A 26,204-nucleotide genomic window follows, 5' to 3' on the forward strand; every position below is an offset into this window, starting at 1 on the left:
CGTTCGTCCCGATAGCATGTTTGACAATTGCAAACCTGTGGGCATGAGATGGAAATTTCGGAGGTCATGATGTCATATTTAACTAACAATCAGCATAACGCACTTGGTGATAACGGTATCCATGGAGCCTTTTTTGAAGACCACCCGTTGCCAATGTGGATACAGGATATTGATTCTCTCAGGATCATAGGAGTGAATCGGGCCGCAATGAACAAATATGGATATTCCCGTGAAGAATTCTTGGAAAAAACAATTGACGATATTCGGCTGTCAAAGGAAATGGAGCGCATTAACACAGACCTGCGGCCGGGTATTGTATATCCCAATATCCAACAGCATCGATTGAAAAGTGGTGAGATGATTGCGGTGGAAACCACTTCGCGTGTACTGGATTACGACGGACACAGCGCGGTGTTCACGATAATACACGATCTCGCCGATCAGAAACGTGTGGAGGACGATCTAAATGAAGAGGCGAACCGCGACCTTATCGAAGCTATGCCCATCGGTTACTATAGATGCACGCAGAATAGATTTGTAGAAGTAAATCCGGCGTTTGCAAGAATGTTGTGTTACAGCCGTGAAGAGTTGCTGGCCATTGATATCCCTGAAGGGCTTTATTTTAATCCCGCCAAGCTGGATTTGCAGGTGATGGATCGCGGCTTCCGCTCTAAACCGGAAATATGTCAACTCAGAAAAAAAGATGGGACCGAAATATACATCAACGACTTTTCCAGGTACGTCCAGGATCCGGAAGGTGAAATCATTTATCGCGAAGGGATGTGCCGACAAATCTCGGATCACGAAGCTAAGACACCTTTGGAGGTCAATGCAATCGTCGATCAATTACCGGTTGCCGTTGTCGTTCACACTGATTTGAAATTGGTTTACATGAATGCTGCGGCACTGAAATTGGCCGGCGCGCGTTCCTTTGGCCAGCTCCAGGGAAGATCGATGATGGAATTCGTCCATTCGGACTTCCAGTCAGTCATGATGGATCATATTAGCAACATATCGGTCGGCGAGCAAAAAGTCCAAATATCGGAGATCGGGTTCGTCCGGGTCGATGGTTCGATGACGCTGGTTCAAATAACGAGTAATCCCATAACATATTTCGGCAGGCCTTCGATTCAGTCGACCATTCAGGATATTGGTGAACGAAGGAAGATCGAGGAAACTCTGAGTCTTCAAAACACTGCCCTCAGCGCAATCGACAACGCAATCGTGATTACCGATCAGAGAGGAAAAGTAGAATGGGTAAATCCTGCTTTTGAAAAACTCACAGGTTACTCTCCATCTCAGGCTGGGGGCGCGGAGATAGGTAAGCTTGTAAAATCAGGGAAGCAGGATAAGGAATTCTACAAAGACATGTGGGACACCATCCTGTCCGGAAAGACATGGCGCGGACAGCTTGTCAATCGGCGCAACGATGGTACGATTTACGATGAGGGCATGACCATAACGCCAGTCTTAAACGATGAAGGAAAAATTACTCACTTTGTTGCGACAAAGGAAGACGTCAGCGAGAGAAAATATCTCGAAGATGAACTCACTCAGGCACAGAAGCTGGATATGGTTGGAAGGCTTGCCGGCGGTGTCGCCCATGACTACAACAACGTCCTGGGCGTGATCCTCGGCTATGGTGAGCTCATTAAGAGCAAGCTTCGCGATGAAGAGTCTATAAGACGTCAGCTCGATGCTATTATTGCGGCGGCGAAGAGGGGATCCGCTCTGACAAAGCAGCTCCTTTCCTTTGCGCGAAAGGATGTGATATCCCCTAAGATTATCAGCATCAACACGTCGATCGAGTCCATCAAAGAAATGTTGCAGCAGATCATCGGCGAGAATCGTGAGCTGGCTCTCCATTTAGAAAACAATCTATGGAACATAAGAATAGATCCCACTCAACTCGACCAGATACTCGTGAACCTTGCAACGAACGCTAGGGATGCAATCGCGGACGTGGGGACGATAACCATCGAAACGTCGAACATGTTTGTGGATGAAGCATTTGTTCGAGAACATCCCGAATTTTTGCCGGGCGAGTACGTGAGGGTCTCGTTCTCAGACACGGGGAAAGGGATCGATAGGGACACTTTGAAAAGGATATTCGAGCCGTTCTTTACGACGAAGTCCGAGGGGAAAGGGCTGGGGCTTGCAATGGTCCACACGATAGTCAAACAGAACAGCAGCCATGTCGAGGTACAAAGCGAGCCGGGCATCGGAACAAAATTCGATATTTATTTTCCCCGCTCCAATGGAGAACCGGAGAAGGCAAAAGAGCAATCTCCGAGCGAATCGCCGAGAGGGGACGCAACCGTTCTCGTCGTGGAGGACAGGCCCGATCTGTTGGAGCTTGCGAAGAGAGGCTTGGAGCAATACGGATACAAAGTATTGACCGCATTGAATCCCAGAGAAGCCTTGTCGGTGTGCAGAGAGTTTTCAGGAGACATTGATTTGCTCCTCGCCGATGTCGTCATGCCGGGCATGAACGGCGGCGAGCTGAGTCGCAGAATTAGAGACATGAAGCCGGGGATAAGGACGCTCTTCATGTCCGGATACAGCGCAGACGTGATAGCGCCGCAGGACGCGGCAGGAAAAAGGATAGCATTCATCCAGAAGCCATTCACTCCGCAGGCTCTTGCTAAAAAGCTCCAGGAAGTCCTCCGCACAATCTGAGTAAGAGGGCTTCCTGGTCCAGGGGGCGCGGAGGTTTGTTGGGAGGCTGTAGTATGAAATCGGAATCGAAGAGGCTGACATGAACAGAATTGAACTGCAGGAGCGATTTCCAGGAGAAAGGGAGCGAATCGAAAACTTGACGAAAGGAGGAGAATGCAAAAGAAAAAACAGGCGATAGTGATTGCACCACTACCGCCCAGAAAAATTGATAAACAAGCATGTTCTCAGAATCGCGCAGTCGTATTAAGAAAATACGACGCGACAATATTGTTTATCAACGCGCATTCTAAAAAGAATTACAGACAAATTCAACAACAAAGGATTGAAAGGAAACTGCAGTGAAAAGATTATTATATGTTTTGTGTATCGCTGCAATATTCTTCCCTCGGTTTTCCTTTTCACAAGAGAGAAGCATATCTGACTCCGCAAGAGCATTCGCTCAGAGCAGAATCAAGGCGATTAATCAAATGATCAAAGAGAAAGGGTACCAATGGACTCCAGGTATTACGTCGAATTCCTACTTGACCAAAGAAGAAATGGCAGGACGCTGCGGACTCCAAAGAGATACTTCTATGTTGCAGGAAATGCTGCAAGTAGAGGATAGTTTGTACCAGCAGTATAAAGCTGCCGGAATGAAGAGCGGCAAATTGTTCAATACTCTCAGTGTACCAAATTGGATAGGTATGATGGACTCCGTATGGAACCAGGAATGCGAGAATTGCTGGGCATACGCTGCAGCAGCCGTGACGGTCGGTTTGTTGCATAACTATTATGGATCAAACGTTGGAATTCATCTCGATCAAATGGATATAACGAATAATGCAAGTTGCGGAAATTGTGGTGGAACATCATGGTTGCCATGTGGCTTGTCTTACATTTACAGTTCCAAAGTAAGGAGTAAACAAGGTCTGAATCAATTTCCAAATTTTGATCATGGATACTACACGGTCTCGTCTTACTCTGTAAACTCGGTCTCCATTTCTGCTATAAAGTCTGCGCTCCAAACCAGTCCTGTCCTCGCGGGAATGGAAGTTTACGAAGACTTCGCTTATTATTACACGGGAGGTGTTTACCAACATACATTTGGGAATGATCTGGGTGGGCACGCTGTCGTAATAGTAAGCTACGATGACGCTAACTCGTGCTGGATTTGCAAAAATAGCTGGGGAGGGAACTGGGGCGAACGTGAGCCAGGTCAGATTGATAAAGCAGGTGTTAACGGATACTTTAGGATCGCATATGGTCAGTGCGGAATTGATGCGGAGGGAAACGTAACTGCTTCAGTAACATCAAGTGGCTGTCTCGCGAAGATGATTTCCAATTTCCAATCATTGCAGAATGCCGTCAATTTTTCTTTTGTAAGTAATGAGCTGGCTTATGTCCTTACTAGCCAAACGGTCAATGCCGGACAAACGCTGACCGTCCCTTCAGGTGCAAAGATAGTCTTTCAAGCTGGCACCTATCTCGCGGTCAACGGCACGCTCAACGCAAGTAGCGCCACATTTGATCAGAGTGGGTCTTCAAGCTGGATGGGCATAACCTACAACAGCGGTTCCAGCGGGTCGCTCAATAATTGCACCATTCAACATGCGGGTACAGGAGTGACTTGCAACGGTGGTCTGTCCTCGATAAGCAGTTGCACAATACGGTACAACGGGATAGGAATCAGATGCAATAACGTCATGCCTCCCATAACGAATTGCCATATTGATTACAACTCCGGCATGGGAATCTGGCTCAGCAACGTAGGTACGCCGAGTGCGCATATTGCAGGGAATAGTTTCTATAATTACTCCCAGCAGGGTCAGGCAATGGCTTTGTATTATTCATCCCCGCAGATTGATAATTCAGGACCCAATAATCTTACAAATTATATATTCTACAACAATATGGGAATCTTCTGCGTTGGCTCAGCCCCTCAGATTTCTAACAGTGAGATTGATAACTGTGTCAACGGCCTTTATGTGATTGCCAACAGTCACCCGACAATCGGCCCCTACGACAGGATGATTGGTAACCGCACCGCAATTTATGCTGATGGCTCCTACAACGTCTATTCTTACTATACCGACGTTTACCCTTGGAATCCCGGATACATGGCGGTTGTAGCTACGAATTCAGCGCAGGTAATTGCTCAAGCCGATTACTGGGGCCAGTATCCGCCAAATCCGTCAAACTTTTCGGCAACCAATGGGGCTTTGATTTTCTACCAACCGGGTAGCCCGTCCCCCTGGACGGGACCTCTGAGCAGTACCGCCCCAAGCGTAAATCCTGACCCGCGGTCTTCACAAAGCAGGTCGAGCAATCCGAAGACGACGGCTTCCACCTCCGATGGAGGCTATTCATTCGACCAGGAAGTACTCGATGCAGAAAAGATGATTGGGGATGGCAAATATGAAGATGCCATCAAGTTCTATACGACAAAGCTGAAGTCAACTGACAATGTTGCAATGAAGAGATATGTGTTAGGACAATTAGCCGAATGCTATAGGGGAGAAGGGAAAAAAGATTTTTCAGACTTCTTGAATACGGAAGTTCGGCCGCAGTTGTCTAAAGATGACGGACTATATGCTACGACATTAGAACTAGAGAATCTTTTCCTGATCCCGGGACACGACTACAAGAAAGCGATAGAAAATCTCACGACGCTGAAGACTCAGTTTGCGAGCGATGCTACAACGTCTAAGAACGCTCTCTTCGATTTAGGGTATATTCATAATTTCCTCCTCAACGACGCTGTGAAAGGAAAAGGCTACTTCGATGAGCTAAAGTCTAAATACCCAGACGATATGCTTACGTGGCAGGCCAGACTCTTCCTTGGTGAGGTTGACAGCATTCCTGCCTCATCGGGTGTAAAGTCTAAGGGAAGCGTTGCGGAAGGTGTTCTCGGAGACGTTGCCCTTATTGATAATTACCCGAATCCATTCAACCCGACGACGGTTATAAGCTATACCATTCCTAAGGATGGACAGGTTACGTTGAAAATCTTTGATGTCCTCGGCAGAGAAGTGAAAACGCTTGTGAACGAATTCCAGCAAGTCGGAAGATACTCGGTTACACTCGACGGTTCCGGGCTGGCGAGTGGTGTGTATTTCTACAGGCTAGTATCTGGTAATTATGTTTCGACAAAGAAGATGATGCTGATGAAGTAATTCGATTGGGAACCTTGTGAAGGGTCTAAACCTTCGCCGGGTCAGTCTTATTTGGGGTCTGAGTTCATTTCGGAACTCAGACCTCTTTTGTCCTACTTGTTTCCCGGTTAACGGAAGCTATTTCCTCCTATTATATCCCTTTTCTTCATAAGGCTGAAGTTTCTCAAGCCACATCTCTTCGAGGACGGTCAGATCTTCCGTGTAGTCATAGCCCGCCTCTTCCTTCGGCTTGAGATAATCCACAATTTCGAATGCAAAGTTCTTTTCACCCAATTCAGAGTAGTCCTTCTGCAGCTCCGAGTTCATGTGAGCACCATGGTCGAGCTGGAATTTATTGCTGTTAAGTTTCGCCTGCAGGTTCTTCGCGCTGCCGAGAAAGATCTTTCCGTTGATCAGATTTCTTATCTGATAAACACCCATCGGCTGCACGGTCTGTTTATATTGCTTCTTTAGTTCCTTCTTATCGGTCAATCGCATCTCCAGTTCTTCAGGCTACAATTTAATAATTGAAAATGAATTCTCTTTGCTTTAAGCGGCGACTTTAGATAATTTTTTATATAAAGCGAATCTTATATAATGATCTAAGTTTTGTTTCCCAAATTCGGAGATAGCAATGGTCCGTAAAAAGTTCATTTTCCTAATAACCGTTCTCCTCACGAGTGCATCATCCGCTCTTCCTTCCGGAGTCGGACGAGAGTCACAGTCTGTGGGATCATCCCAATCCTCTCCGCTGCAATGGTGGCGTGATGCGAGGTTCGGTATGTTCATCCACTGGGGAATTTATGCTGTGCCTGCAAAGGGAGAATGGTACATGACGACCGCACAGGTGCCGCGAGGAGAGTACGAGAAGTACGCGCTGCAATTTGATCCGACGAAGTTCGATGCAGATCGCTGGGCCGAGATCGCCCATGATGCAGGAATGAAGTATATCGTCATCACGTCGAAGCACCATGACGGCTTCTGTATGTTCAAAACCAAAACGAATCATTACAATGTCGTCGATGCGACACCATGGCACAAGGATCCGCTCAAGGCGCTCAGCGCCGCTTGCCGACGGCATGGGATCAAATTTGCCGTTTATTATTCGATCATGGACTGGCATACTCCGTTTCAAGGAGCGTACAAGCCGGACTCTCTGCATCCTGTTTACAACCCGACTCATTTCAAAGAGGGAGAAAAGGGAGCTTACATCAGTTACATGAAGACCGAGCTGAAAGAGCTTGTCACTCAATATCATCCTGCAATTTTGTGGTTCGACGGACAGTGGATGGATGGCTGGACCGACGAAGACGGCAGGGCGATTTATGATTACCTGCACAAGCTCGATCCCGACATAATCGTCAACAACCGAGTCAGAGGAGCAGGCGATTATGAGACTCCCGAGCAGCAGATTCCCGCGAACGGTTTGCCCGGTCATGATTGGGAAACTTGCATGACGATCAACAACAGCTGGGGATTCAATGCCGCGGATTCCAATTTCAAGTCCGCCGAAGAACTGATTCACAATCTCATAGACATTGCAAGTAAAGGCGGAAATTATCTTCTCAATGTCGGACCGACGGCGAAAGGAGTGATCCCGCAGCCTGAGGTGGACCGTCTCGACTCTATGGGACGCTGGCTGAAAGTCAACGGCGAATCTATCTACGGCACGACAGCCAGTCCTTTCACTGCTCAACTTCCGTGGGGACGCTGCACGCAGAAGCACGGTAAACTTTTCTTGAACGTCTTCGACTGGCCGGCCGACGGGAAACTTGTCGTTCACGGAGTTTATAATAAACCACGACAAGCCTTCCTTCTCGCCGACAAAGAGAGAAGTCTGTTGAATGTAGAGAAAAGCGGTGACTCGTTGTTGATAGAAGTTCCGCCGAAAGCTCCCGATGGAATCAGCAGCGTGGTGGTCCTTGATTTCAATCCGAAGGGTTCTGCTCGGATTGGAAAAGCAGAGATTTACAACCCGCCTTCGATCAAAGCGCAAACAAAAATATTTATCGACACTCTCGACGTGACCATTGATGCGAGCGGAGAAAAGACTGAAGTGCGTTACACATTAGACGGAAGCGGCCCGACAATGAAATCGCCGGTAGCGGTGAATCCGATCAGGATAACAGGGACGACCGTTATCAGTGCGAGGTGTTTTCGTGACAGTGAAGCAGTGAGCGAGACTGCGCAAGCGGCGTTTACGAAAGTGAAACCGGAAGACGCTGCAAGAGTTGACAGCGCGAAGAATGGAATTCATTACGAGTACTTTACAGGAGAATGGGATTCTCTTCCCGATTTTGGAAAACTGAAGGCATCGCATGATGGTACACTAGTGAATTTCCTGCTGCCGCCGCAGAGAGATCTTATCAATTACAGCGTCGTGTATGCGGGATACCTCAAAATCATGACAGACGGCATTTATGATTTTTGCACGGCATCGGATGATGGAAGCAAATTATTTATCGGAGACAGGCTGGTTGTGGATAATGATTATCAACACAGCGTAATTGAGAAGGAAGGAACCATTGCGCTGAAGGAGGGTTATCATCCGATCCGCGTGGAGTTTTTCCAGCGCGGCGGCGCAGACAGTCTCGGTGTTTTCTGGTCGGTTACTGGCGCCATGAAGCAGTCAATACCCGATTCGCAAATTTATACTGGCAAATAAATCGCGACATTGAGGTGTACAGCGCTATACAATGCTATGAAATAAAAATGGCGCCTTCTCCCTTGGCGCCATTTGGATTCTCGTCTCGGTGTTGATCTCCGAAGCCGATATCCGGTGCGAAAGTTTAACCGTCGCACATCAGTCAATTAAAAATTAACGTCGTTTGCCTCTTCTTGCGGTTCTCTTGGGCTTTGCAGCCTTTCTCTTTTTCGCTGAAGCCTTCTTAGGTTTCGGCTCTGGTGGAGGAGTCTGGGGCCCTTTTACCAAACCGATGACATTTCCTTCGGGATCGGCGATCTGCGCAAACGTGACCATCCCTGCATCAGTGAGCGGCACGACTACTCTTCCGCCGAGGCTGACAGCCTTGTCGATATGCGCCTGAACATCCTCGACCTGAACATAAAACGTTACACTTGCGCCTGGTCCCATTGCTTGGCCGATGCCGCCGTTGATTCCCATCTTCACTCCGGTATTCACCATTCCGTAATTCATGCTTGGGTCCATCTCAATTTTCCAGCCGAAGAGGCTGGAGAAAAATTCTCGAACGCGTGCAGCGTCTTTCGCGTTCACCTCAAAATGCGTAACGGGTGCTGCCATTTTTCCTCCTTTTGTTAATGTTTGGTTTATTTATCGTTAGCCACAACAACAACAACTCTCCATGAAAATGACAAATAATGCATTCCGAATTTAAGTCATGAAGATGTATAGGTCAAGTAGGTTGTGACGAAAAACGGATAAAATATTCGGCTCACGAGAAATTTCTTGGAAGTAATTCATCCGCGGCATGTCTCTTCCATTATTGCTTTGTCAGGTGGAGGATTCCCAAATAGTTGAAATTTATCGGAATTCTGCTTGATTTTGCCGGTTTTCACTTCCCGGGTAATGGCGCCTCAGGAACACTCTCAACTCCATTTGTGCCGACAGACGAAAGTCCGAAGATATACTCATCTTTTGACAGGGTCTTTAGATTGTACTCAACCGTCGAATCTATGGACGGGTGTACCATGATATCCCCCGACCAGAATGGCTCCCAGGTTTTGCGGTAATAGATTTTCCAGCCGGCAACACCTTTTTCCTGAGAGGCATTATCCCATTTCAGTCGGGTGCCGTACTCAAGTTTGTCAACTAACATCTCGGCACGCTGCGGCGACTGCGGTGAAATTGACAGGAGAGCAGCCACCAAGGAATTTGTTTTGCAAACGTTCGACAAATAAACGGTGTCGACAAACTTCGGCAGGTCACCGTATTGGACACGGACCAATTTTCCGTTGACGGTATCCGTCCCGACACGCACATCCTGATGCTGGTGGTTGTAGTCCTCGTTCGGCTCGGTAAACCGCACAGCAGCATATCCGTTCTTGTTGAACGACTCCTGATCGCCGCCGCGGAGAAATCGATCCTGTCTGTAGATCAGATCGACTTTAAACTTCGGAGTAAATTTCTTCGCTTCAGTCTGGATATATCTTGCCAGCTCCCGCGACGGGCTGTCATCCTCGTAACCGATCAACCCAGCTCCGATTTTCCTCTTTCCGATCGTAATCTCACCGTATGACTCCGAGAATACTCTCACCGTGTTTCTATCTATTGTACCGTTGCCGCCTTTTACAGCTCCGACGATATCGTTGTTTAAGTCGGCGATCACGTCCATGTTTTTCTTCTTCGCTTCATCGGCAAAATGTGCGCTGCCGTAGAGTCCCTGTTCTTCGCCGTCGAAGCAAATGAAAATAATATTCGCATCCGGCTTGAAATGCATCGATGTAAATACACGTGCCGCTTCGATGACCAAAGATGATCCGCTACCGTCATCATCTGCGCCGGGTGCATCAGAGGTATCGTCCATTCCGTCGGTGCACCTTGAGTCATAGTGTCCAGAGATGACAACGTATCTTCCGTTGATTCCTTCCTTGCCCTGCAGGATTCCGTAGACATTGACGAGCGTTGTCGGTCTTGATATCCGCGGAACGCTGTCGAGTTCGAATCGATCCTCATAAACTTTGAAGTCCGCATCGTGTTGGGCGAACGATTCAAACTTTGACTTTATCCATCTTCTCGCGACTCCTATTCCTCTTGTCAGGCTTACCGTGTCGGACATCGTATGTCTCGTACCGAAGTCGGCGAGAGTGTTGTCGTATGATTTGAGGGAGTCAGGAGAAATTGTCTTGATAATTTTCTCCGCAATTTCAATTGGCCGGGTGTCACGGTTATGAGAAACCGTCTGACCAAATATGATGGCACAGGTGGAAAAGAAGCAGATATTGATTAGGTAAATGGGTTTCATTTTTGATCTCCTCCGCAGAAAAATATGAAGTAACCTGTCGAAAAACAACGAAAGCCACGATGCCGGCCGAACAAAGCCATTTTGCGGCAATAAATTATTGCATTTAAAATCTATCGTCCATAGATTGCAACCTATGGCAGAACGCGATTGCCGGCATCAGATGAAATAAATCCCCGCAACTTAAGGAAGATTAGATGAATCTTTTCCGCACCAAGCAGCTCAACGATATTCTCTCGGAAAGCGAGAAAGCAGAATATACGCTTAAGAAAAGTCTGACTGCAATTGACCTCACCGCGCTTGGCATCGGCGCGATAATCGGCGCAGGAATATTTGCAGTGCTCGGATCGGCCACTTCCGGCGGAGAGGGCATTCCACCCGCGGGGCCGGGCGTTTCAGTGTCCATCATATTGACTGCGGTAGCTTGCGGATTCTGTGCATTGTGTTATGCCGAGTTTGCCAGCCTCGTTCCGATTGCCGGATCCGCATACACATACAGCTATGCCACTCTCGGCGAACTCGTAGCATGGATCATTGGGTGGGACCTGATTCTCGAGTACGCAGTTGGAAATATCGCCGTCGCAATTTCATGGGCCGCATATTTCCGCCAGTTGATGCTCGGCTTCGGAGTCGAAATCCCGGCGTGGATGGCGACGGATTATCGTTCAACAATGTTCGCGGCAAAGTCCGTTGCGGAGTCAGGAGTATCTTCGCTCGGGCCCGAAACGTCGATTGCCTACCAGGCACATTTAAGTCACCCGGTTATTTTCGGAATTCCCGTAATCTGCAACGTGCTTGCGATTGTTATTACGGCCGCCATAACCTGGCTCCTCGTAATAGGCGTGAAAGAATCCGCCCGGTTCAATAATGTGATCGTCGTCCTGAAAGTTTGTACCATCTTGTTCTTCATCGCTGTCGGTGCAACTTATGTTAAACCCGCGAACTGGCATCCGTTTTTCCCGGGCGGGGTAAGCGGAGTCTGGACGGGAGCTTCGCTGATATTTTTCGCTTATATAGGATTCGATGCGATTTCCACCGCGGCGGAAGAATGTAAAGATCCGGCTCGAGACATGCCGCGGGGAATCATCTGGTCGCTTTCGATTTGCACTGTCCTTTATGTCGCATCGGCCATGGTTCTCACCGGAATGATTCCGTTCACAAAGCTGGTCGGCGTTGCCGATCCGCTTTCCGCCGCACTCCACTACGCTCAAGAGGATTGGGCAGCAGGACTTCTCGCGTTCGGTGCCGTAATTGCAATGACGGCAGTTCTCCTCGTGTTCCAGCTTGGACAGCCGAGGATACTTATGGCCATGTCGAGGGACGGACTGCTCGGACCGTGGTTCAGCAAGATTCATCCGAAATTCCGGACGCCGCACGTCACCACGATTCTCACCGGAGTCTTTGTTGCATTCTTTGCCGCTATTGCCAATATAGATGAAATCGTGCAGCTGACTAACATCGGAACTCTGTTCGCGTTCGTTCTCGTCTGCATCGGGATCGTAATTCTCCGCGCACGCGAGCCGGACCGTCCGAGAAAATTCCGCGTCCCGCTGGTGCCGCTGGTGCCGATTCTTGGAGTCGTGAGCTGCGGCATCCTGATGGCCGGACTTCCGGCCTTGACATGGATCAGGTTCGTTCTCTGGCTTGCAATCGGATTATCGATATATTTTTTCTACGGGAGAAAGCACAGCAAATTGGTGAAAAGCCAACAATGAATAGCGAATAGTTGACATGTGGGAGCGACATTTGAGGTAATCTATGAAAAATAATCTCTTCGTGTTCATAGTTTTAACAGCAATGCTTGCAGTGAACGGTGTCTGCAATGCTCAAACGAGAACGGCGAAATACACGATTGTCATTCATGGCGGCGCCGGAACTATCAGCGAGTCGATGCCCGATTCCGTAAAGCAAGAATATTACGCCTCACTCAAAAAAGTTCTTCAAATCGGTAGAGATGTCCTGGCAAACGGCGGAACGAGCCTCGACGCCGTAGAGAAGGTGCTGAGATATTTTGAAGAGGATCCGAAATTCAACGCAGGAATCGGTGCGGTCTACACTTCCGCCGGCACGCATGAACTCGACGCCTCCATAATGGACGGAAGAGATTTGTCATGCGGTGCAGTTGCCGGCGTCGAGCACATTGCCCATCCGATTTCGCTCGCAAGGCTTGTAATGGAGAAATCCCCGCATGTTCTTCTTGCTTACGGCGGTGCGGAGGAGTTTGCAAAGAAAATGGGAATGGAGCTCGTTCCGAACAGCTACTTCGATACTCCGCTTCGCAAGCAGCAGTTGGACGAATACATGAAAAAGGTCAAGGAGGGAAATCACGGCACGTGCGGCTGCGTCGCTCTCGATGAATATGGAAACCTCGCTGCCGGAACTTCAACCGGCGGCATGACCGGGAAGCTGCCCGGAAGGATCGGTGATTCGCCTTTGATCGGCGACGGAACTTACGCAGACAACAGAACATGCGCAGTCTCAGGAACAGGCTGGGGAGAGAAATTCATCAAACATGCGGTGGCGTTCAACATCTCCGCTTTGATGGCGTATAAAAATATGTCTTTGAAAGAGGCGGTTGACACGGTTATCTACAAGATCCTCCAGCCCGACGACGGCGGGGTAATAGCGGTTGACAAGGACGGCAACTACGCAATGGAGTTCAACACAAGCGGAATGTTTCGGGGCGTAGCAACTTCAAGTGGGACGCTTGAAGTGAAGATCTGGAAATAGAGAATTAAGGTGTGAAATGAAACGGGGGAGGTCTGTTTATTTTCTGCTGCTCATAATAATCAGTTCTTCAACAATGCAGTCTTCTTTTGGAAACGTTCATCAACAAGTGCGCAGAGAGTCAACCCGGTCTGACAACATGGAAACGCGATGTATAAACCGCATGAACGAATTTCTAAGGTGGTACGTCCCTTTCTCCATTTCAGATGACAGTGTCCGTCATGTTCTCAAATCTGCGAAATCGCACGGTCAGAAGTTTTATTGCATCGATACGCTTGGAGCGAAGGCAGAGGTTGATCGCTACTACAGGTCTGGTTTTTTCACGGAGTTATGGAAAGAGAATACCATAAGGAATCTGCTCGCCGCAGACAAAATATTGTTCCAATATAAATATGAAGATCTCCATTCTGTCGATCTGAACATGGAAGTTGTCGGCCTGATTGGGGATGCGGCGTTGTCTTTTGTAGACCATGAAAAGAGTTTTGCACCGGGCTTTAAATGGGAAGTAAAGAACTTTAAAGTATTCGCGGAAAACGTCTTTTCAATTAATTTGTTCCTGGATTCCGGCTGGGGGCCCGTGCACGAATGGGCAATTCAGCTTGTGCTCGAACATGGTCAGCTGAAGATCAACGACGTGTCATATCCTATTCTTGTGGACTGAACAGACCTCAACTTCTCGTTTCGAGGAGCGATTCTTGGCAGTGTCTCAATTTGAACATCTAAATAAGTGAGACCTTGTGATGACAGCTAGGATGAAACTGAGACACTATCTGATTTCTTTCTTCTGCGCGAAGTTGTCCTCGGATAGTTTTGATTTGGTCATTTACTGCAGAAAATCTTCTGCGCACTCCGGAAAACATCCCGCGCACTGAGAAAAGTTGCCCGCTGGTTGCGCCGAACGGCCCGCTCGTTCGGAAAAGTTGTCCGCTGGTTGTGCCGGGTAGTCCGCCGATTGTGCAGAGAAGCCCGCTGACTGTGCAGACCCACCCGCTCGTTGTGCAGAAGTGTCCATTTGACCGGAAAACCCATTTGCTTGCCAGGAAGCGCACTTTTCCTCTTGACAAAAAGTCTTTATTGGTTAAATTGAAATGTTCACTTGGAATGGAATGCGGCCCGCTTGCCGCGCAGACGTATGTTCAGGTGGTTTGAGATCGAATATTCAGGCATGAGAACCGATATCTGAGACTTCTCCCGATCCAGCGGGAAAAGTTCTACTGTCAGGGACAAACTGATCTTCCTCTGTCCTTAATGTGATGCTACTCTTTAGAAATGATGATGTGTACCTTCTTCGGCCTCTTGCCGAAGGGGAGAAATAAATTAACAGCATCGAAAACTAAAAGAGAAGAAGGGCCATGGCAAGTACCGTAGGCGAAATCGCTGAAGATGCGGAAACTCTTCAGCTGACAATGCAAACTCATATGGCGGACATGATTGCGAAGGGATTCAAGCAAATCCGCTTTCAAAATTTCGGCGACAAGATCAAAGCCGTTGTCGCGAAAAGTTCGACTCAGAAGGCGGCCCACGAAACGCTATCCCTGAACACGGTAAGTCAGAACGCCGCGATCCAGGAGGGGTTGAACATGGAAACCAAGATCCAGAATGCGGGGAAGTCGGCATTCGGGAAGGACAAGACGAAGCAGAAGGAGTTCAGGATCGGGGCGCCAAAATCAAAAAGCGTAAGCAAGCTCGCCCAGAACCTCGACTACTTGGCCGGGGTCTGCACGAAGTACCACGACGAGCTGATCGAGAACGGTCTGACGGAAGACGATTTCACGGCTCTTTCGACAACCTATGCCAATCTTGTAACTGCGGACGCAGTGCAGGAGCATTCGAAGAAGCTGCGGAACGTTGCGACCGAAACGAGGGACGACGCGGTTGCGGACCTTCAGGAGGAAGTGTTCAAGATCAGGAGCTTTGCCAAGTCGGCATTTGCCGGTAACAAAGCGCTCCTTGAAGAGTTCAAGCCGATCAAGAAGGGTGGAAGGAAGAGTGCCACTCCTCCGCCTCAACCTCCGGCACCGGAGCCGACACAGCAAAAGTAAAGGCGATTCATGAATCGCCTTTACTAGTAGGCAATATGTGGCAGGCGGAAGCCGAGAGGCTTCCGCCGAGATTTCTGAATTCTTGGCAGCTATTCGGGGACATGAAGGACTTCTATACTGATCCGTAATAGCTTTAATCATCGCAATGAAAAGTGAGAGGATACCTTATGGACATTACCATTACAGTAACTGACGCAGAATTAACAGCTGCGGACAAGACCATCATCAAAGAGTGCCTTGGATTAGCGAGTGATGCTACTTTGAATGCCGCCTTGAAGAAGCTTAGCAAAGCGGCATTTATGGAGTATGTAAAAATGTTTAAAGAAAGGGGCCTTCCGACTCGAGCAAATGAGGTGCAACAGGAGCGACTTTTCTTTTTACTCAACCACTATTTCATAGACAGGCTGCCTGGAGAAAATGAAATTTCTTCAATCTTTCAGGTGACACCTTCACAAAGTAAGACATTGTTGAGAAATACGAAATCTAGATTCAGAACAAAGATCGAAAAGTCTATTGACAACACTTTGCTTCAAACATTAAAATCAGCAACCCAGCGAGAAGACGAGGGGCCATATGAATTTGTCTGCACCTCACAATCGACGATAGAAGAATTGAATTCAATCGTTGGCCAAAAAGGACCAACACTGGAGCCAATCAAAAAAATCAAAGACCTTGCAAACAAATACATATGTGCTGTTGATACTTACAATTTACTCATGAAGGAACTGTCATGAACATGAGTGATTTGTTTTCGGCGATAGGAGTTTTGCTTATCTTCTTGACAATGCTCCTCAGCGCAATCGAGAAAGACATCGGCAGGATAATCGAGTTGCGAAAACCGGAACCTGCACAGGAAGTAAAACGAAAGCAATTTACAAGGGAACTGTTGAAGCTACTTCTTCTGAAGACTCTCCCGGTGACAGCAATATTCATCGTGACTTTTTATTCGTTGTTGCCAATAACAATCGAGATTGTGACGACAAGTAGATTCTCGCTTTGGCATTTTGACGAACTGAAAACAATCTTTGTATTTGTCGAACTTGGGATATTCGGCTTGACGATATATGCCATAATAGAATCTGTTCAACTGGTCAAGAAATTGATAGAGAAATGAATTCTTCTCATTTGAATGGGAAGAATAGTTAGTGATGGTTGTTCGTTTTGCCTTTGTAAAGGGAAACATTCCGGGTTCTTGTTTGCACTTGATGGACGGGAGAAATAAATTTTATACACAAGTATGCTCCGCGCAAAGAAGATCCGACTCCTATTTAGGCTGCTAAGAAATTAAAGAGGCAAAATCATGCAAAATCAAGCCTTCGCTTATGCCCTTGTTCAATCGCTCTACGATCAAGGAAAAGATTATATTGATGCCTTCTCGCCATTCTCGGTGGTATCACTGTCCAACCTGAATGGATCATCCACTGAATTGGAAATCCAGCAAAGATTATTATTCGATTTTGGTCTAGATGTTCCCCTATACTCGTTGAGAACAATCCTGACCCGGGCCGGGAGGAACGGTTACGTCGAAAAGATAAAAGGGGAATACAAACTAAAAGAACCAGGAAACCAACTTGCGGTCAGCATAAGTAATGAAATAAACGAGGCAAAGGTCTCCACTGGTTCCCTTTTCGATTTTCTATCGACGTACATGCAATCCAAAGGAATCAAAGTGTCCCCCAAGGGGATTGGGGAGATGCTCTTGGATCTTATCAAAAGTGACCTATTGATGTTTGAAGCTTACTTTGCGAATGGCGGAAATGAGGCACGGTCTGTCATAAAGAACAATGAACAACAATCTGCACGCAGAACTCATGATCAGATCCTCATTGAGGCACTGAGCCATGTTTCAACAAGTGAACCAGATCATAATAAGGTTCTCGAATCTATTGTACGGGGGGCGGTAATATCTTTATCCCTCAAGAGTAATGAGGATGTATCCACCGTGATGCGACGATTCAAGCCTACTGTGCTCTTTCTGGATTCTAATTTTGTGTTTCGGATGCTTGAACTTACACATGCTGATTTGTGTCAACCTGTGAAGGAGTTAGTTGGCCTCCTAAAATCCAGAAAGGAGTTCTCATTAAAGGTTTTTGATTTTACAATCGAGCAAATGACCCTTGTCCTTGCCGCATACCCGGGGCATCAACATCTGTATATAAAAGACGTTGCAGTGAATTCTATCTATTCTTCATTAAGAATGAGAGGATGGAAGACGTCAACCGTCTTAGAATACATAAGAAATCTTGAAGAATTGCTCCTTTCCTACGGCGTCGGAGTAGAGACGACGGGAATAAGACTTCATTCATTTTCTCCAGCAGACTTTTCCTGGCAGGAGGGACTGCGCACTTTCAAAAGCCCGAAGATCCCCAGTGACAATTCTATTAATCATGACTTGGCGGCGATTGAGAGAGTGGCAAGACTCCGTCGACATCCTAAGAAGAGAATAGAGGATTCCGCCTTTTTCTTTCTCAGTTGTGACCATAGATTGGCACAATTCAATCTTCAGTATTGCCAACACCATGCAATGAAAACAATTGCGGAAGTTATCCCTGATAGCGTTCTGACCAATGTACTTTGGTTAAAGGACCCGAAAGAGATAAAGAGATTAGATATTCATCAGGTCATTGGGATGTTCAAGCGCAATAGTCTAATCGATAATGACGTATGGGTTAGATTTTTTGATTTGCTTCATGAACTTAAGGACTCGGGCAAGGTCGATGATGACTTAGCATTTGCGCTGCTATATGATAGTCACTTGCGTGAATATTTGTTTGGATTGGGTGATCCTGCAAAAGAAGCGGTAGTTACGTACGCAGATCTTGAGCCCATGATTGAAAATGCCAAACGGCGGAGGCGAGAGGCTGCGATCCAGCACGAGGCAACTGAGAAGGCCAAGAAACTTGCAGAAGAGAGGGCGAAACATCTTACGGGGAAGGTGGAATTTCTAGAGCCACAGAGTATGGAGTTAATCGAAAAAAACAAGCAACTTATCGAGAACCTGTTGAGCATAAAGGATACTGTAAGAAGAGAATGCGCTGCGAAAGCACGAGCAATATCAATTGAGATCGCAGTGTTGTTTTGGGAGGTTGTGGTGGGTGTTTTTCTTGTGTTAGAATCAAAATATGGGATTCAAAATCTGCCGTCATGGATTATTTCTGTCGGCCTTTTTGCGCTCAACGTAGTGTTCGATCGGAAATGCTTTAAGACTGTTAGAAATTGGTTGCAGGAGAAATTCTATCGAAGTTCAATCAAAAAGTACAAGCTTGAGAATATCTCTGATCAGTTTATGCTGGATTCGAACAACTCTGTTTAGTGTAGGCATTCTTCGTAGCTCTGGTTTCTGCACATTGTATCACTTATTGCAAAATCACCCCCCAATAATTGTTCTCTTGTAGAGAGCTTGGAATTTCCCCCTCTCTATACATGTATATTTCCGATTCATTTTTTATATTGGATAAATGAATTACGAGGTAAGGGGAGCATCCCTCCCGCATACGAAATCTACGACAATCAACGGCTCGTTTGAAGTACCCGGCGATAAGTCGATTTCCCACAGAGCCTTAATCTTTTCGTCGCTCGCGAACGGAGTGTCGGAAATCGATGGGATATCGACAGGCGGCGATGTGCGAAGTACGATGAGCTGCCTGAAACAGCTGGGCGTGAAGATCGAACAGACGAACGGTACGGTAAAGGTCCATGGGAAAGGAAAATTTTCCTTCTCGCCTTCGCGTGAAGTTCTCGATGCGGGCAACAGCGGTACGACGATGAGACTCCTCACAGGCGTCCTTGCAGGACAAAAGTTTGAAAGCACTATAAACGGCGATGAGACTCTGCGCAAAAGACCGATGCAGAGAATAATCGATCCGCTCGCTCAAATGGGAGCAAACATCGTCCCGTCATATAACTCGACGGCGCCGCTGAAAATTTTCCCGTCCGACAAACTGCACGGAATCAGGTACGAGCTTCCGCTTCCGAGCGCGCAGGTAAAATCGTCTGTTCTTCTTGCCGGAATGTTTGCTGAAGGAGAAACGACCATCGTCGAGCCGGTCGAGTCGCGCGATCATACCGAGCGGATGTTGAAATTAAATAAAGTTAAGACCCCTTCCGGCTTCGAGACGAAAATTTCTTGCGATTATAATGTGGAGCCGGCAAAGTATGACGTCGCCGGCGATATTTCTTCCGCAGCTTTTTTCTTGGCCGCCGCTGCGATTCTCCCGAATTCATCCGTAACTGCTCTAGGTATCACGTTGAATCCGACGAGGATCGGTTTCCTCGACGTGCTCGAGAAAATGGGAGCGCAGGTCAAGGTTGAGAAAGCCCGCGAGGCGGCGGGTGAGCCGATCGGAGATGTCACGGTCTCATATTCCGAGCTGAACTGCATTGAAATCAAAGGCGGGTTGATCCCGAGGCTGATAGACGAGCTGCCGATTATCGGCGTGATGGCTGCATTTGCACAAGGAGAGACCGTCGTCCGCGATGCGCATGATCTCCGCAGAAAGGAGTCCGACCGGATCGTGGCAGTTGTCGACAACCTTGAAGCGATGGGTGCGGAGGTCGAAGAGCTCGATGACGGCTTTATCGTCCATGGTACAGGGAAATTGAATGGAGCGGAAATAAATTCATATAAGGACCATCGAATCGCCATGGCGTTCGCGATAGCCGGGCTCGCGGCGCACGGCATGACAACGATCGAGAATGCGGAATGGGCGCAGATTTCCTATCCGGAATTTTTTGAAACTCTTGAAAGACTTGTCGTGAGGAATTGAAGATGGCACGGGTTAAACTCGACAAGATTTCGAAAGTTTATGACGGCGGAGTCGTCGCTGTGGAAGACGTCAGCCTCGATGTCGCCGACAAGGAATTTGTGGTTCTCGTCGGACCTTCGGGATGCGGGAAGACGACCACGCTTCGCATGATTGCAGGACTCGAAGAAATTTCGAGCGGCGAGCTCTACATCGAAGATCGGCTGGTCAACGACGTCGCTCCGAAGGATCGGGACATCGCGATGGTGTTTCAGAATTATGCGCTCTATCCGCACATGACGGTGTTTGAGAACATGGCGTTCGGATTAAAGCTGAGAAAATACTCGAAGCAGGAAATAGATTCACGCGTGAGGGAAGCGGCGGAAATTTTGGGAATAACGGAGTACCTTGACAGAAAACCCAAGGCACTGTCGGGTGGTCAGAGGCAGCGCGTCGCGCTCGGACGGGCAATCGTCCGGAAGCCGAAAGTGTTTTTGTTCGACGAGCCTCTTTCGAACCTCGACGCCAAGATGCGCGTCCAGATGCGGGCAGAGATTTCTAAACTCCATCAAAAACTCGGCGCGACGATGATTTATGTGACGCACGACCAGGTCGAAGGGATGACGATGGGCGACAGAATCGTCGTTATGAAGAGTGGAGCGGTGCAGCAGATCGATACGCCTTTGAACCTTTATAATAATCCGGTAAATAAATTTGTCGCCGGATTTATCGGAAGCCCCGCAATGAATTTTTTTGAAGGACATATCAGAAGGAACGGCAAATTATTTTTCAACGAAGTGAACGACGGCATCAAGCTGGAAATCCCCGAGTCCGTCGAATCGAAACTCTCTCCTTACGCGGGAAAGAATTTGTATCTCGGGATCCGCCCCGAACACATTTCAATTTATGAGTATCATCATGGTGAGCTCGATGCGGCCTCATCGCTGCGGGTCGATATTTCCGAGCCGATGGGAAATGAGGTCTATCTGTATTTCAATTCTCCTACGACGCAGATCGTCGCGCGCCTTTCTACGCCGGTCGATCCCAAGCCCGGCTCAGAGCTGAAAATGTATTTCGACACGACGAAGGCCCAGTTTTTCAACAAGGAAAATGAAAACTCGATTTTATTGAATTAATATGGAAATACCACTAACCGGACTACCGGATCAATCGAAACTCTACACGGACTATCTTGAAAATTTCGATAGCCTCAGGAAATACTACAATATAGATTTCTCCAACGAAGATGAGCTGCGGAATTATTTTGCCCGTGCCCTCGAAAGTTTTTCTCCGAAACGCGAGAGGCTGATCGGAATACTCCGCGGCCAGAATTCGCGGTTGAATAATTCTCCAGGTCATGAAGCTTTGCTGGATGTTCTCAGCAAAGACAATGCCCTCGCTGTGGTGACCGGCCAGCAAGTCGGCTTGTTCTGCGGACCGCTTTACACTCTCTTCAAGACGATAAGCGCGATAAAGCTCGCTGACGAGTTGAAACAAAGATTTTCCGAATTTGAATTCGTCCCCGTGTTCTGGCTTGAAGGAGACGACCACGACTTCGAGGAATCGAACCACATACATCTGTTGAACGGTGCATCGGACGTCGTTCGGGTTGAAGCTATTATCACGAACGGTGAAGGGGAAAATCTCCATCCGCTGAGCGAAATAAGATTCGATGCGTCAATCGAACAGGTTTTTCAGCAGGTCGACGCTCTGCTCCCTGCGTCGGAATTCAAGCCTGCCATGATGAAAATGATAGAGTCGTTTTACAGAGAAGGCGAGACTTACTCCACAGCATTTGCAAAGACCATGACGAAGCTGTTGGCAAAGCATCCGCTCCTGCTGGTGGATTCATATGATCCCGAGATAAAAAAAGTCCTCAAGCCGGTCTTCGAGAAGGAATTCCAATCGTCCCCGCGTACGAGCGAAGAGGTCATCAAGCAAAGCGCGGAGCTTGAAGAGATTTACCACGTTCAGGTGAAGCCGAGAGTGATAAATATTTTCTACATCGAAGACGGTATCCGCCGGGGTCTTGAACCCATTGGAAACGGTATTTCTCTTCGTGGCACAAAGAGGAAGTTGATGCAGGAGCAAATCAGAACGATACTTGAAACGAAGCCGGAATCATTCAGTCCGAACGTGGTGCTTCGGCCTATTTGCCAGGACTATCTTCTTCCGACGGCTGCTTACGTCGCCGGTCCGGGAGAGATTGCCTACTTTGCGCAACTGAAAGGTGTGTACCAGCATTTCGGAATAGAGATGCCGCCGCTCTTTCCGAGAGCCGCCGCCACGATCCTTGAACACAGAATTGAAAAAGTCATGGAGAAATATCGTCTGGAATTCTCCGATGCGTTTTCCGATTTTGAGCAGGTAATGAAGAAGGCGTTGGCGGCCGCGAATCCCGAAAATATCCCGGGTGAGTTTCAAAAGGCCGCCGGGGAAATAAAGAAATCAGTCGAGAGTCTTGAGCCTCTGATCTCCCGCGTCGATCCGACTCTGAAGGGAACAATGGACTCCACGGTCTCGAGAATAGTGTATCTCCTCCAGCATTTCGAAGAGAAGACGACGACAGCTTATCGGCGCAAGAACGAACAGGTTCTGCAGCAGACTAAAAAATTTCAGCACTCGATTTTTCCAAATCGCGAATTGCAGGAGCGCGTATTAAACTTCACTTACTTTTATAATAAATATGGAGAAGAATTCATCGAGATCCTTTTCCGCGAGCTGCCTTCTTACGCAAAACTCCACAAGGTGGTAATCATTTGATATGATACGCGAGGCAATTTCAAAACTTGTCGCGGGCGAGAATCTCTCGCGGGATGAAGCATACAGGACCATGCTGGAGATAATGAGCGGAGAAACTACCGAGTCGCAGATCGCCGGATTTCTCATTGCGTTGAGAATCAAAGGCGAGACCGTGGATGAAATAGTCGGCAGTGCGCTCGCGATGCGCGAGAAGGCGGACAAGCTTCATATCGAGAAAGAGGTGGTTCTCGATACTTGCGGAACGGGCGGCGACAGCGCGGGCACATTTAACATTTCTACCGCTGCTGCATTGGTTGCATCTGCGGCCGGCGCGACGGTCGCAAAGCATGGAAATCGAGCAGTGTCGAGCAAATCGGGAAGCGCAGACGTCTTGAAGGCTCTTGGATTAAATCTGGACGGACTCGATTTGCAGAAGACGGAGAAGGCACTGCGAGAGATCGGGCTGGCTTTTCTTTTCGCGCCGGTCCATCATAAGTCGATGAGGTTTGCGGGGCCGGTCAGGCGCGACCTCGGCGTGCGGACAATTTTTAATCTGCTCGGCCCGTTGACGAACCCGGCAGGAGCGAATCGTCAATTGCTGGGGGTTTACAGCAAGAATCTCCTGCGAAGAATAGCGGAAGTTCTTAGAGACCTCGGGAGTGAGGCGGCGCTCGTCGTTCACGGTGAGCCGACGATGGATGAGATTTCGCTCTGCGGAAAAACTTTTATTGCGGAACTAAAGAACGGAAAGATAGACGAGTACGAAATTGCGCCTGAAGATTTCGGCTTCAAGCGCGCTGCGCTAAACGATCTCGTCGTCCATAATCAGGAAGAGTCTGTCGATGCTTTTATGAAGGCAATAAAAGGGATGGATTCGCCGTTCTTTGATGCTATGCTTCTTAACGCGGGTGCGGCAATTTATGTGGCGGGCATCGAGCAGAATATTGAGGCTGGAATAGCCAGGGCGCGTGACGTTGTCGTAAATGGACAGGCGGAGAACAAGCTCCGCTGTCTTATTGAGATAACCGGGTCTGCCGGTCCGACAAACACTCCGCAAGCATGATCGAGAGTTTCATTCTGGCCGTGGTGCTTTTTGCTTCCGCATCACTTTGCTGGGGTTTCGTATGCTCCGTTGACGCGGTCAAGTTTGGGAAACGTCTCCTTATTACCTCGATCTTTATTTCAGCAATCCTTTCTATATTTGCCGCCATATTTTTCGTGAAGGGATTTGCGGAATTGGAAGAGGATATCGGTATTCTCGGCGCATCAATAGTCTTTGCCCTTTCTTTTATTCTGAGCCTGTCGGTCGGTGCCGTGTTGAGCGTCTATTCGAAGTCAGCGAAGATGTTCGTGTATGTCGAGAAAATGCTTAGAGGGTCCGGCGAGAAAGACGGGCGTGAGGAAATTATCGACGAGATTCTGGATCGCAGCTCCGAAACCGGACAGATAGATGTCCTTGAACGTGAGCTGATCGAGAGCGTGCTGAAGTTCACCGACAAAACAGTCCGTGAAGCGATGGTTCCACGCGGCGATATAGTGGCGATTGATATTGATGAAGATCGCAGGCATTTCCTGCATAAGGTTATCGAGGAAGGATATTCGCGTCTTCCGGTCTTTCGCGGCTCGATAGATAATATCGTCGGAATAATTTATGCAAAGGATTTGCTGACGATGGTGGAAAGCGATGCTGTGATAGTTCTCCACGACCTTCTCCGGCCTCCGTACTATGTGCCGGCTACGAAAAAAATAAGTCAGCTCCTCCGTGAAATGCAGAGGGACAAGATACATCTCGCGGTTGTGGTCGACGAGTTCGGCGGAACAGAAGGCATTGTGACTCTTGAAGACGTTCTCGAGGAAATCGTCGGTGAGATACAGGACGAATACGATGAGAATCCATCGGAGTTGACCCGCGATCCGAACGGAGATGTTCATATTGCAGGGTTGATGACAGTGAACAGGTTCAACGAGCTTCTCGAAGCCGGTGTCCCGCAAAGCGACGATTATGACACCATGGCAGGCTTCGTACAGAAACTTGCCGGAAAGCTTCCCCAAAAAGATGAAATCTATAACCACGAGGAAATGTTTTTCATCATAGAAGAAGTCGCCCGTCATAGGATCAAGCGGCTTCGGGTATCGTTTAAAGAACACCCGGCTCAGACTGCCGAGACGAACGATACGGCTTCTGATATAGATCGCTTGACCGACGTCTATCGCCGGTTTCAAAGACAGAGTGGCGATAGGGTTGATCCTTCCACAGATAGGTCAGGCGATTCGTACGGAAAGAAAAAGAGCCGCAATGGAAAAAAGAAGAATTCGAGGGACCAATCTCGACAGGAAAAGATGAAAACCTTCAGGAAACCCGGGGAGATGAAGTGACGAATTTCCTTGAGGAAATAGTCCGTAAGAAAAAAATAGAAGTCGAGACGGCGAAAAAGAAGTTGAGCCTCTCCGAATTGAAGAATATCGTCGACGGCTTACGGCCGAGGAATGATTTTAGAAGCGGAGTCACGCGGAAGAAAGATGGACCCCTAAGTGTTATCGCGGAATTCAAGCGTGCGTCGCCCTCAAAAGGCGTGATTGCAGAAAACGCCGATCCGGCCGCAATCGGCCGGGATTACGAAAAAGGCGGGGCCTCTGCGATCTCGGTCTTGACGGAGAAAAATTATTTCAAAGGCACAGTTGAGGATCTGCAGTGCATCCATGATGCTGTGAGTAGTGTTCCTATTCTCAGGAAAGATTTCATCGTAGATGAATACCAGATTTATGAATCTGTGCGAATGGGCGCGGATGCAATATTATTGATTGTCACGGCGTTGGCTGAGAGTGAACTGAAGAAATTCGCAGCGCTGGCAAAAGACCTGTCACTTAGCAGCCTAATTGAAGTGCATTCGGAGGAGGAGCTTGGAATTGCGCTCGCCGCCGGTGGGGAAATTATCGGAGTGAACAATCGAAATCTTATTACTTTCGAAGTCTCCAATGCAGTTTCCGAGCAGCTGGCAAAGAAGATCCCCGATGAAATCGTGAGCATCAGCGAGAGCGGGATCCGCGACATGTCGGGACTTCAAGCTGCGTTAGAATCCGGCTATCATGCCGTTTTGATCGGCGAACATTTTATGCGGGCGGAAAAGAGAGCTGATGAAGTGCGAAGATTTGCGTCTTATCGCATGGAGAAGAGCGCTCGGCGCATGGCACGGATGTGAC

20 protein-coding genes are annotated in these 26,204 nt (G+C 48.1%); 17 read left to right on the forward strand and 3 right to left on the reverse strand.

Features of this window, described 5'->3' with window-relative positions; translation table 11 throughout:
- Positions 1 to 69 precede the first annotated feature (69 nt).
- Together VLX91_09085 and VLX91_09090 are read left to right on the forward strand one after the other, a co-directional pair.
- Positions 70 to 2,679, forward strand: coding sequence for a PAS domain S-box protein (locus VLX91_09085; protein ID HUI30359.1), 2,610 nt, complete (start codon positions 70 to 72; stop codon positions 2,677 to 2,679).
- A 467-nt stretch (positions 2,680 to 3,146) separates the two neighbouring features.
- Positions 3,147 to 5,831 (forward strand): C1 family peptidase, encoded by a 2,685-nt coding sequence (locus VLX91_09090; GenBank protein ID HUI30360.1) that lies wholly within the window; start codon positions 3,147 to 3,149, stop codon positions 5,829 to 5,831.
- A 117-nt stretch (positions 5,832 to 5,948) separates the two neighbouring features.
- Here VLX91_09090 and VLX91_09095 read toward each other — a convergent pair whose 3' ends face one another.
- A complete protein-coding gene (locus tag VLX91_09095) occupies positions 5,949 to 6,302 on the reverse strand; it encodes a GIY-YIG nuclease family protein (protein ID HUI30361.1) in 354 nt (117 codons plus the stop codon).
- Between the two features lie 142 nt (positions 6,303 to 6,444).
- Between VLX91_09095 and VLX91_09100 the strand changes: the two genes are divergently transcribed.
- Positions 6,445 to 8,475, forward strand: coding sequence for an alpha-L-fucosidase (locus tag VLX91_09100; protein HUI30362.1), 2,031 nt, complete (start codon positions 6,445 to 6,447; stop codon positions 8,473 to 8,475).
- Between the two features lie 153 nt (positions 8,476 to 8,628).
- Here VLX91_09100 and VLX91_09105 read toward each other — a convergent pair whose 3' ends face one another.
- Together VLX91_09105 and VLX91_09110 are read right to left on the reverse strand one after the other, a co-directional pair.
- Entirely contained in the window at positions 8,629 to 9,072 is a 444-nt protein-coding gene (locus VLX91_09105; GenBank protein ID HUI30363.1) for a VOC family protein, read from the reverse strand.
- A gap of 271 nt (positions 9,073 to 9,343) precedes the next feature.
- A complete protein-coding gene (locus VLX91_09110; protein ID HUI30364.1) occupies positions 9,344 to 10,753 on the reverse strand; it encodes a M20/M25/M40 family metallo-hydrolase in 1,410 nt (469 codons plus the stop codon).
- A gap of 194 nt (positions 10,754 to 10,947) precedes the next feature.
- On the opposite strand from VLX91_09110, the gene VLX91_09115 reads away from it, so the two are divergent.
- From VLX91_09115 to trpC, 14 genes are all read left to right on the forward strand, one after another.
- Positions 10,948 to 12,465: an amino acid permease gene (locus VLX91_09115; GenBank protein HUI30365.1), complete on the forward strand. Its 1,518-nt coding sequence runs from the start codon at positions 10,948 to 10,950 to the stop codon at positions 12,463 to 12,465.
- 43 nt (positions 12,466 to 12,508) lie between these two features.
- The gene (locus VLX91_09120; protein HUI30366.1) at positions 12,509 to 13,480 is read left to right on the forward strand and encodes an isoaspartyl peptidase/L-asparaginase; all 972 of its coding nucleotides are present in this window, start codon (positions 12,509 to 12,511) and stop codon (positions 13,478 to 13,480) included.
- Positions 13,481 to 13,640: 160 nt separating this feature from the next.
- On the forward strand, positions 13,641 to 14,138 hold the full coding sequence (locus VLX91_09125; protein ID HUI30367.1) for a hypothetical protein: 498 nt from the start codon (positions 13,641 to 13,643) through the stop codon (positions 14,136 to 14,138).
- A 149-nt stretch (positions 14,139 to 14,287) separates the two neighbouring features.
- Positions 14,288 to 14,626: a hypothetical protein gene (locus tag VLX91_09130; GenBank protein HUI30368.1), complete on the forward strand. Its 339-nt coding sequence runs from the start codon at positions 14,288 to 14,290 to the stop codon at positions 14,624 to 14,626.
- Positions 14,627 to 14,829: 203 nt separating this feature from the next.
- Positions 14,830 to 15,519 carry a hypothetical protein gene (locus VLX91_09135; GenBank protein HUI30369.1) on the forward strand — a complete coding sequence of 230 codons (690 nt, stop codon included), beginning with the start codon at positions 14,830 to 14,832 and terminating at the stop codon, positions 15,517 to 15,519.
- Positions 15,520 to 15,686: 167 nt separating this feature from the next.
- Complete coding sequence (locus VLX91_09140) at positions 15,687 to 16,253, forward strand: hypothetical protein (protein HUI30370.1); 567 nt, start codon at positions 15,687 to 15,689, stop codon at positions 16,251 to 16,253.
- 2 nt (positions 16,254 to 16,255) lie between these two features.
- A complete protein-coding gene (locus VLX91_09145) occupies positions 16,256 to 16,633 on the forward strand; it encodes a hypothetical protein (GenBank protein ID HUI30371.1) in 378 nt (125 codons plus the stop codon).
- A 312-nt stretch (positions 16,634 to 16,945) separates the two neighbouring features.
- Positions 16,946 to 18,832, forward strand: a complete 1,887-nt coding sequence (locus VLX91_09150; GenBank protein ID HUI30372.1) for a hypothetical protein — start codon at positions 16,946 to 16,948, stop codon at positions 18,830 to 18,832.
- Between the two features lie 145 nt (positions 18,833 to 18,977).
- Positions 18,978 to 20,285, forward strand: a complete 1,308-nt coding sequence (gene aroA, locus VLX91_09155; GenBank protein HUI30373.1) for a 3-phosphoshikimate 1-carboxyvinyltransferase — start codon at positions 18,978 to 18,980, stop codon at positions 20,283 to 20,285.
- A 2-nt stretch (positions 20,286 to 20,287) separates the two neighbouring features.
- Positions 20,288 to 21,397, forward strand: a complete 1,110-nt coding sequence (gene ugpC, locus VLX91_09160) for a sn-glycerol-3-phosphate ABC transporter ATP-binding protein UgpC (GenBank protein HUI30374.1) — start codon at positions 20,288 to 20,290, stop codon at positions 21,395 to 21,397.
- A 1-nt stretch (position 21,398) separates the two neighbouring features.
- On the forward strand, positions 21,399 to 23,024 hold the full coding sequence (bshC, locus tag VLX91_09165; GenBank protein HUI30375.1) for a bacillithiol biosynthesis cysteine-adding enzyme BshC: 1,626 nt from the start codon (positions 21,399 to 21,401) through the stop codon (positions 23,022 to 23,024).
- Position 23,025: 1 nt separating this feature from the next.
- Positions 23,026 to 24,066 carry an anthranilate phosphoribosyltransferase gene (trpD, locus tag VLX91_09170; GenBank protein ID HUI30376.1) on the forward strand — a complete coding sequence of 347 codons (1,041 nt, stop codon included), beginning with the start codon at positions 23,026 to 23,028 and terminating at the stop codon, positions 24,064 to 24,066.
- Positions 24,063 to 25,379 carry a hemolysin family protein gene (locus VLX91_09175; protein HUI30377.1) on the forward strand — a complete coding sequence of 439 codons (1,317 nt, stop codon included), beginning with the start codon at positions 24,063 to 24,065 and terminating at the stop codon, positions 25,377 to 25,379. Before trpD ends, VLX91_09175 begins: the two co-directional genes overlap by 4 nt.
- Complete coding sequence (gene trpC / locus VLX91_09180; GenBank protein HUI30378.1) at positions 25,376 to 26,203, forward strand: indole-3-glycerol phosphate synthase TrpC; 828 nt, start codon at positions 25,376 to 25,378, stop codon at positions 26,201 to 26,203. The genes VLX91_09175 and trpC overlap by 4 nt, the downstream gene beginning before the upstream one ends.
- Position 26,204 lies beyond the last annotated feature (1 nt).

The organism is Candidatus Acidiferrales bacterium (genome assembly GCA_035515795.1).
Lineage (GTDB): Bacteria > Bacteroidota > Ignavibacteria > Kryptoniales > JAKASW01 > JAKASW01.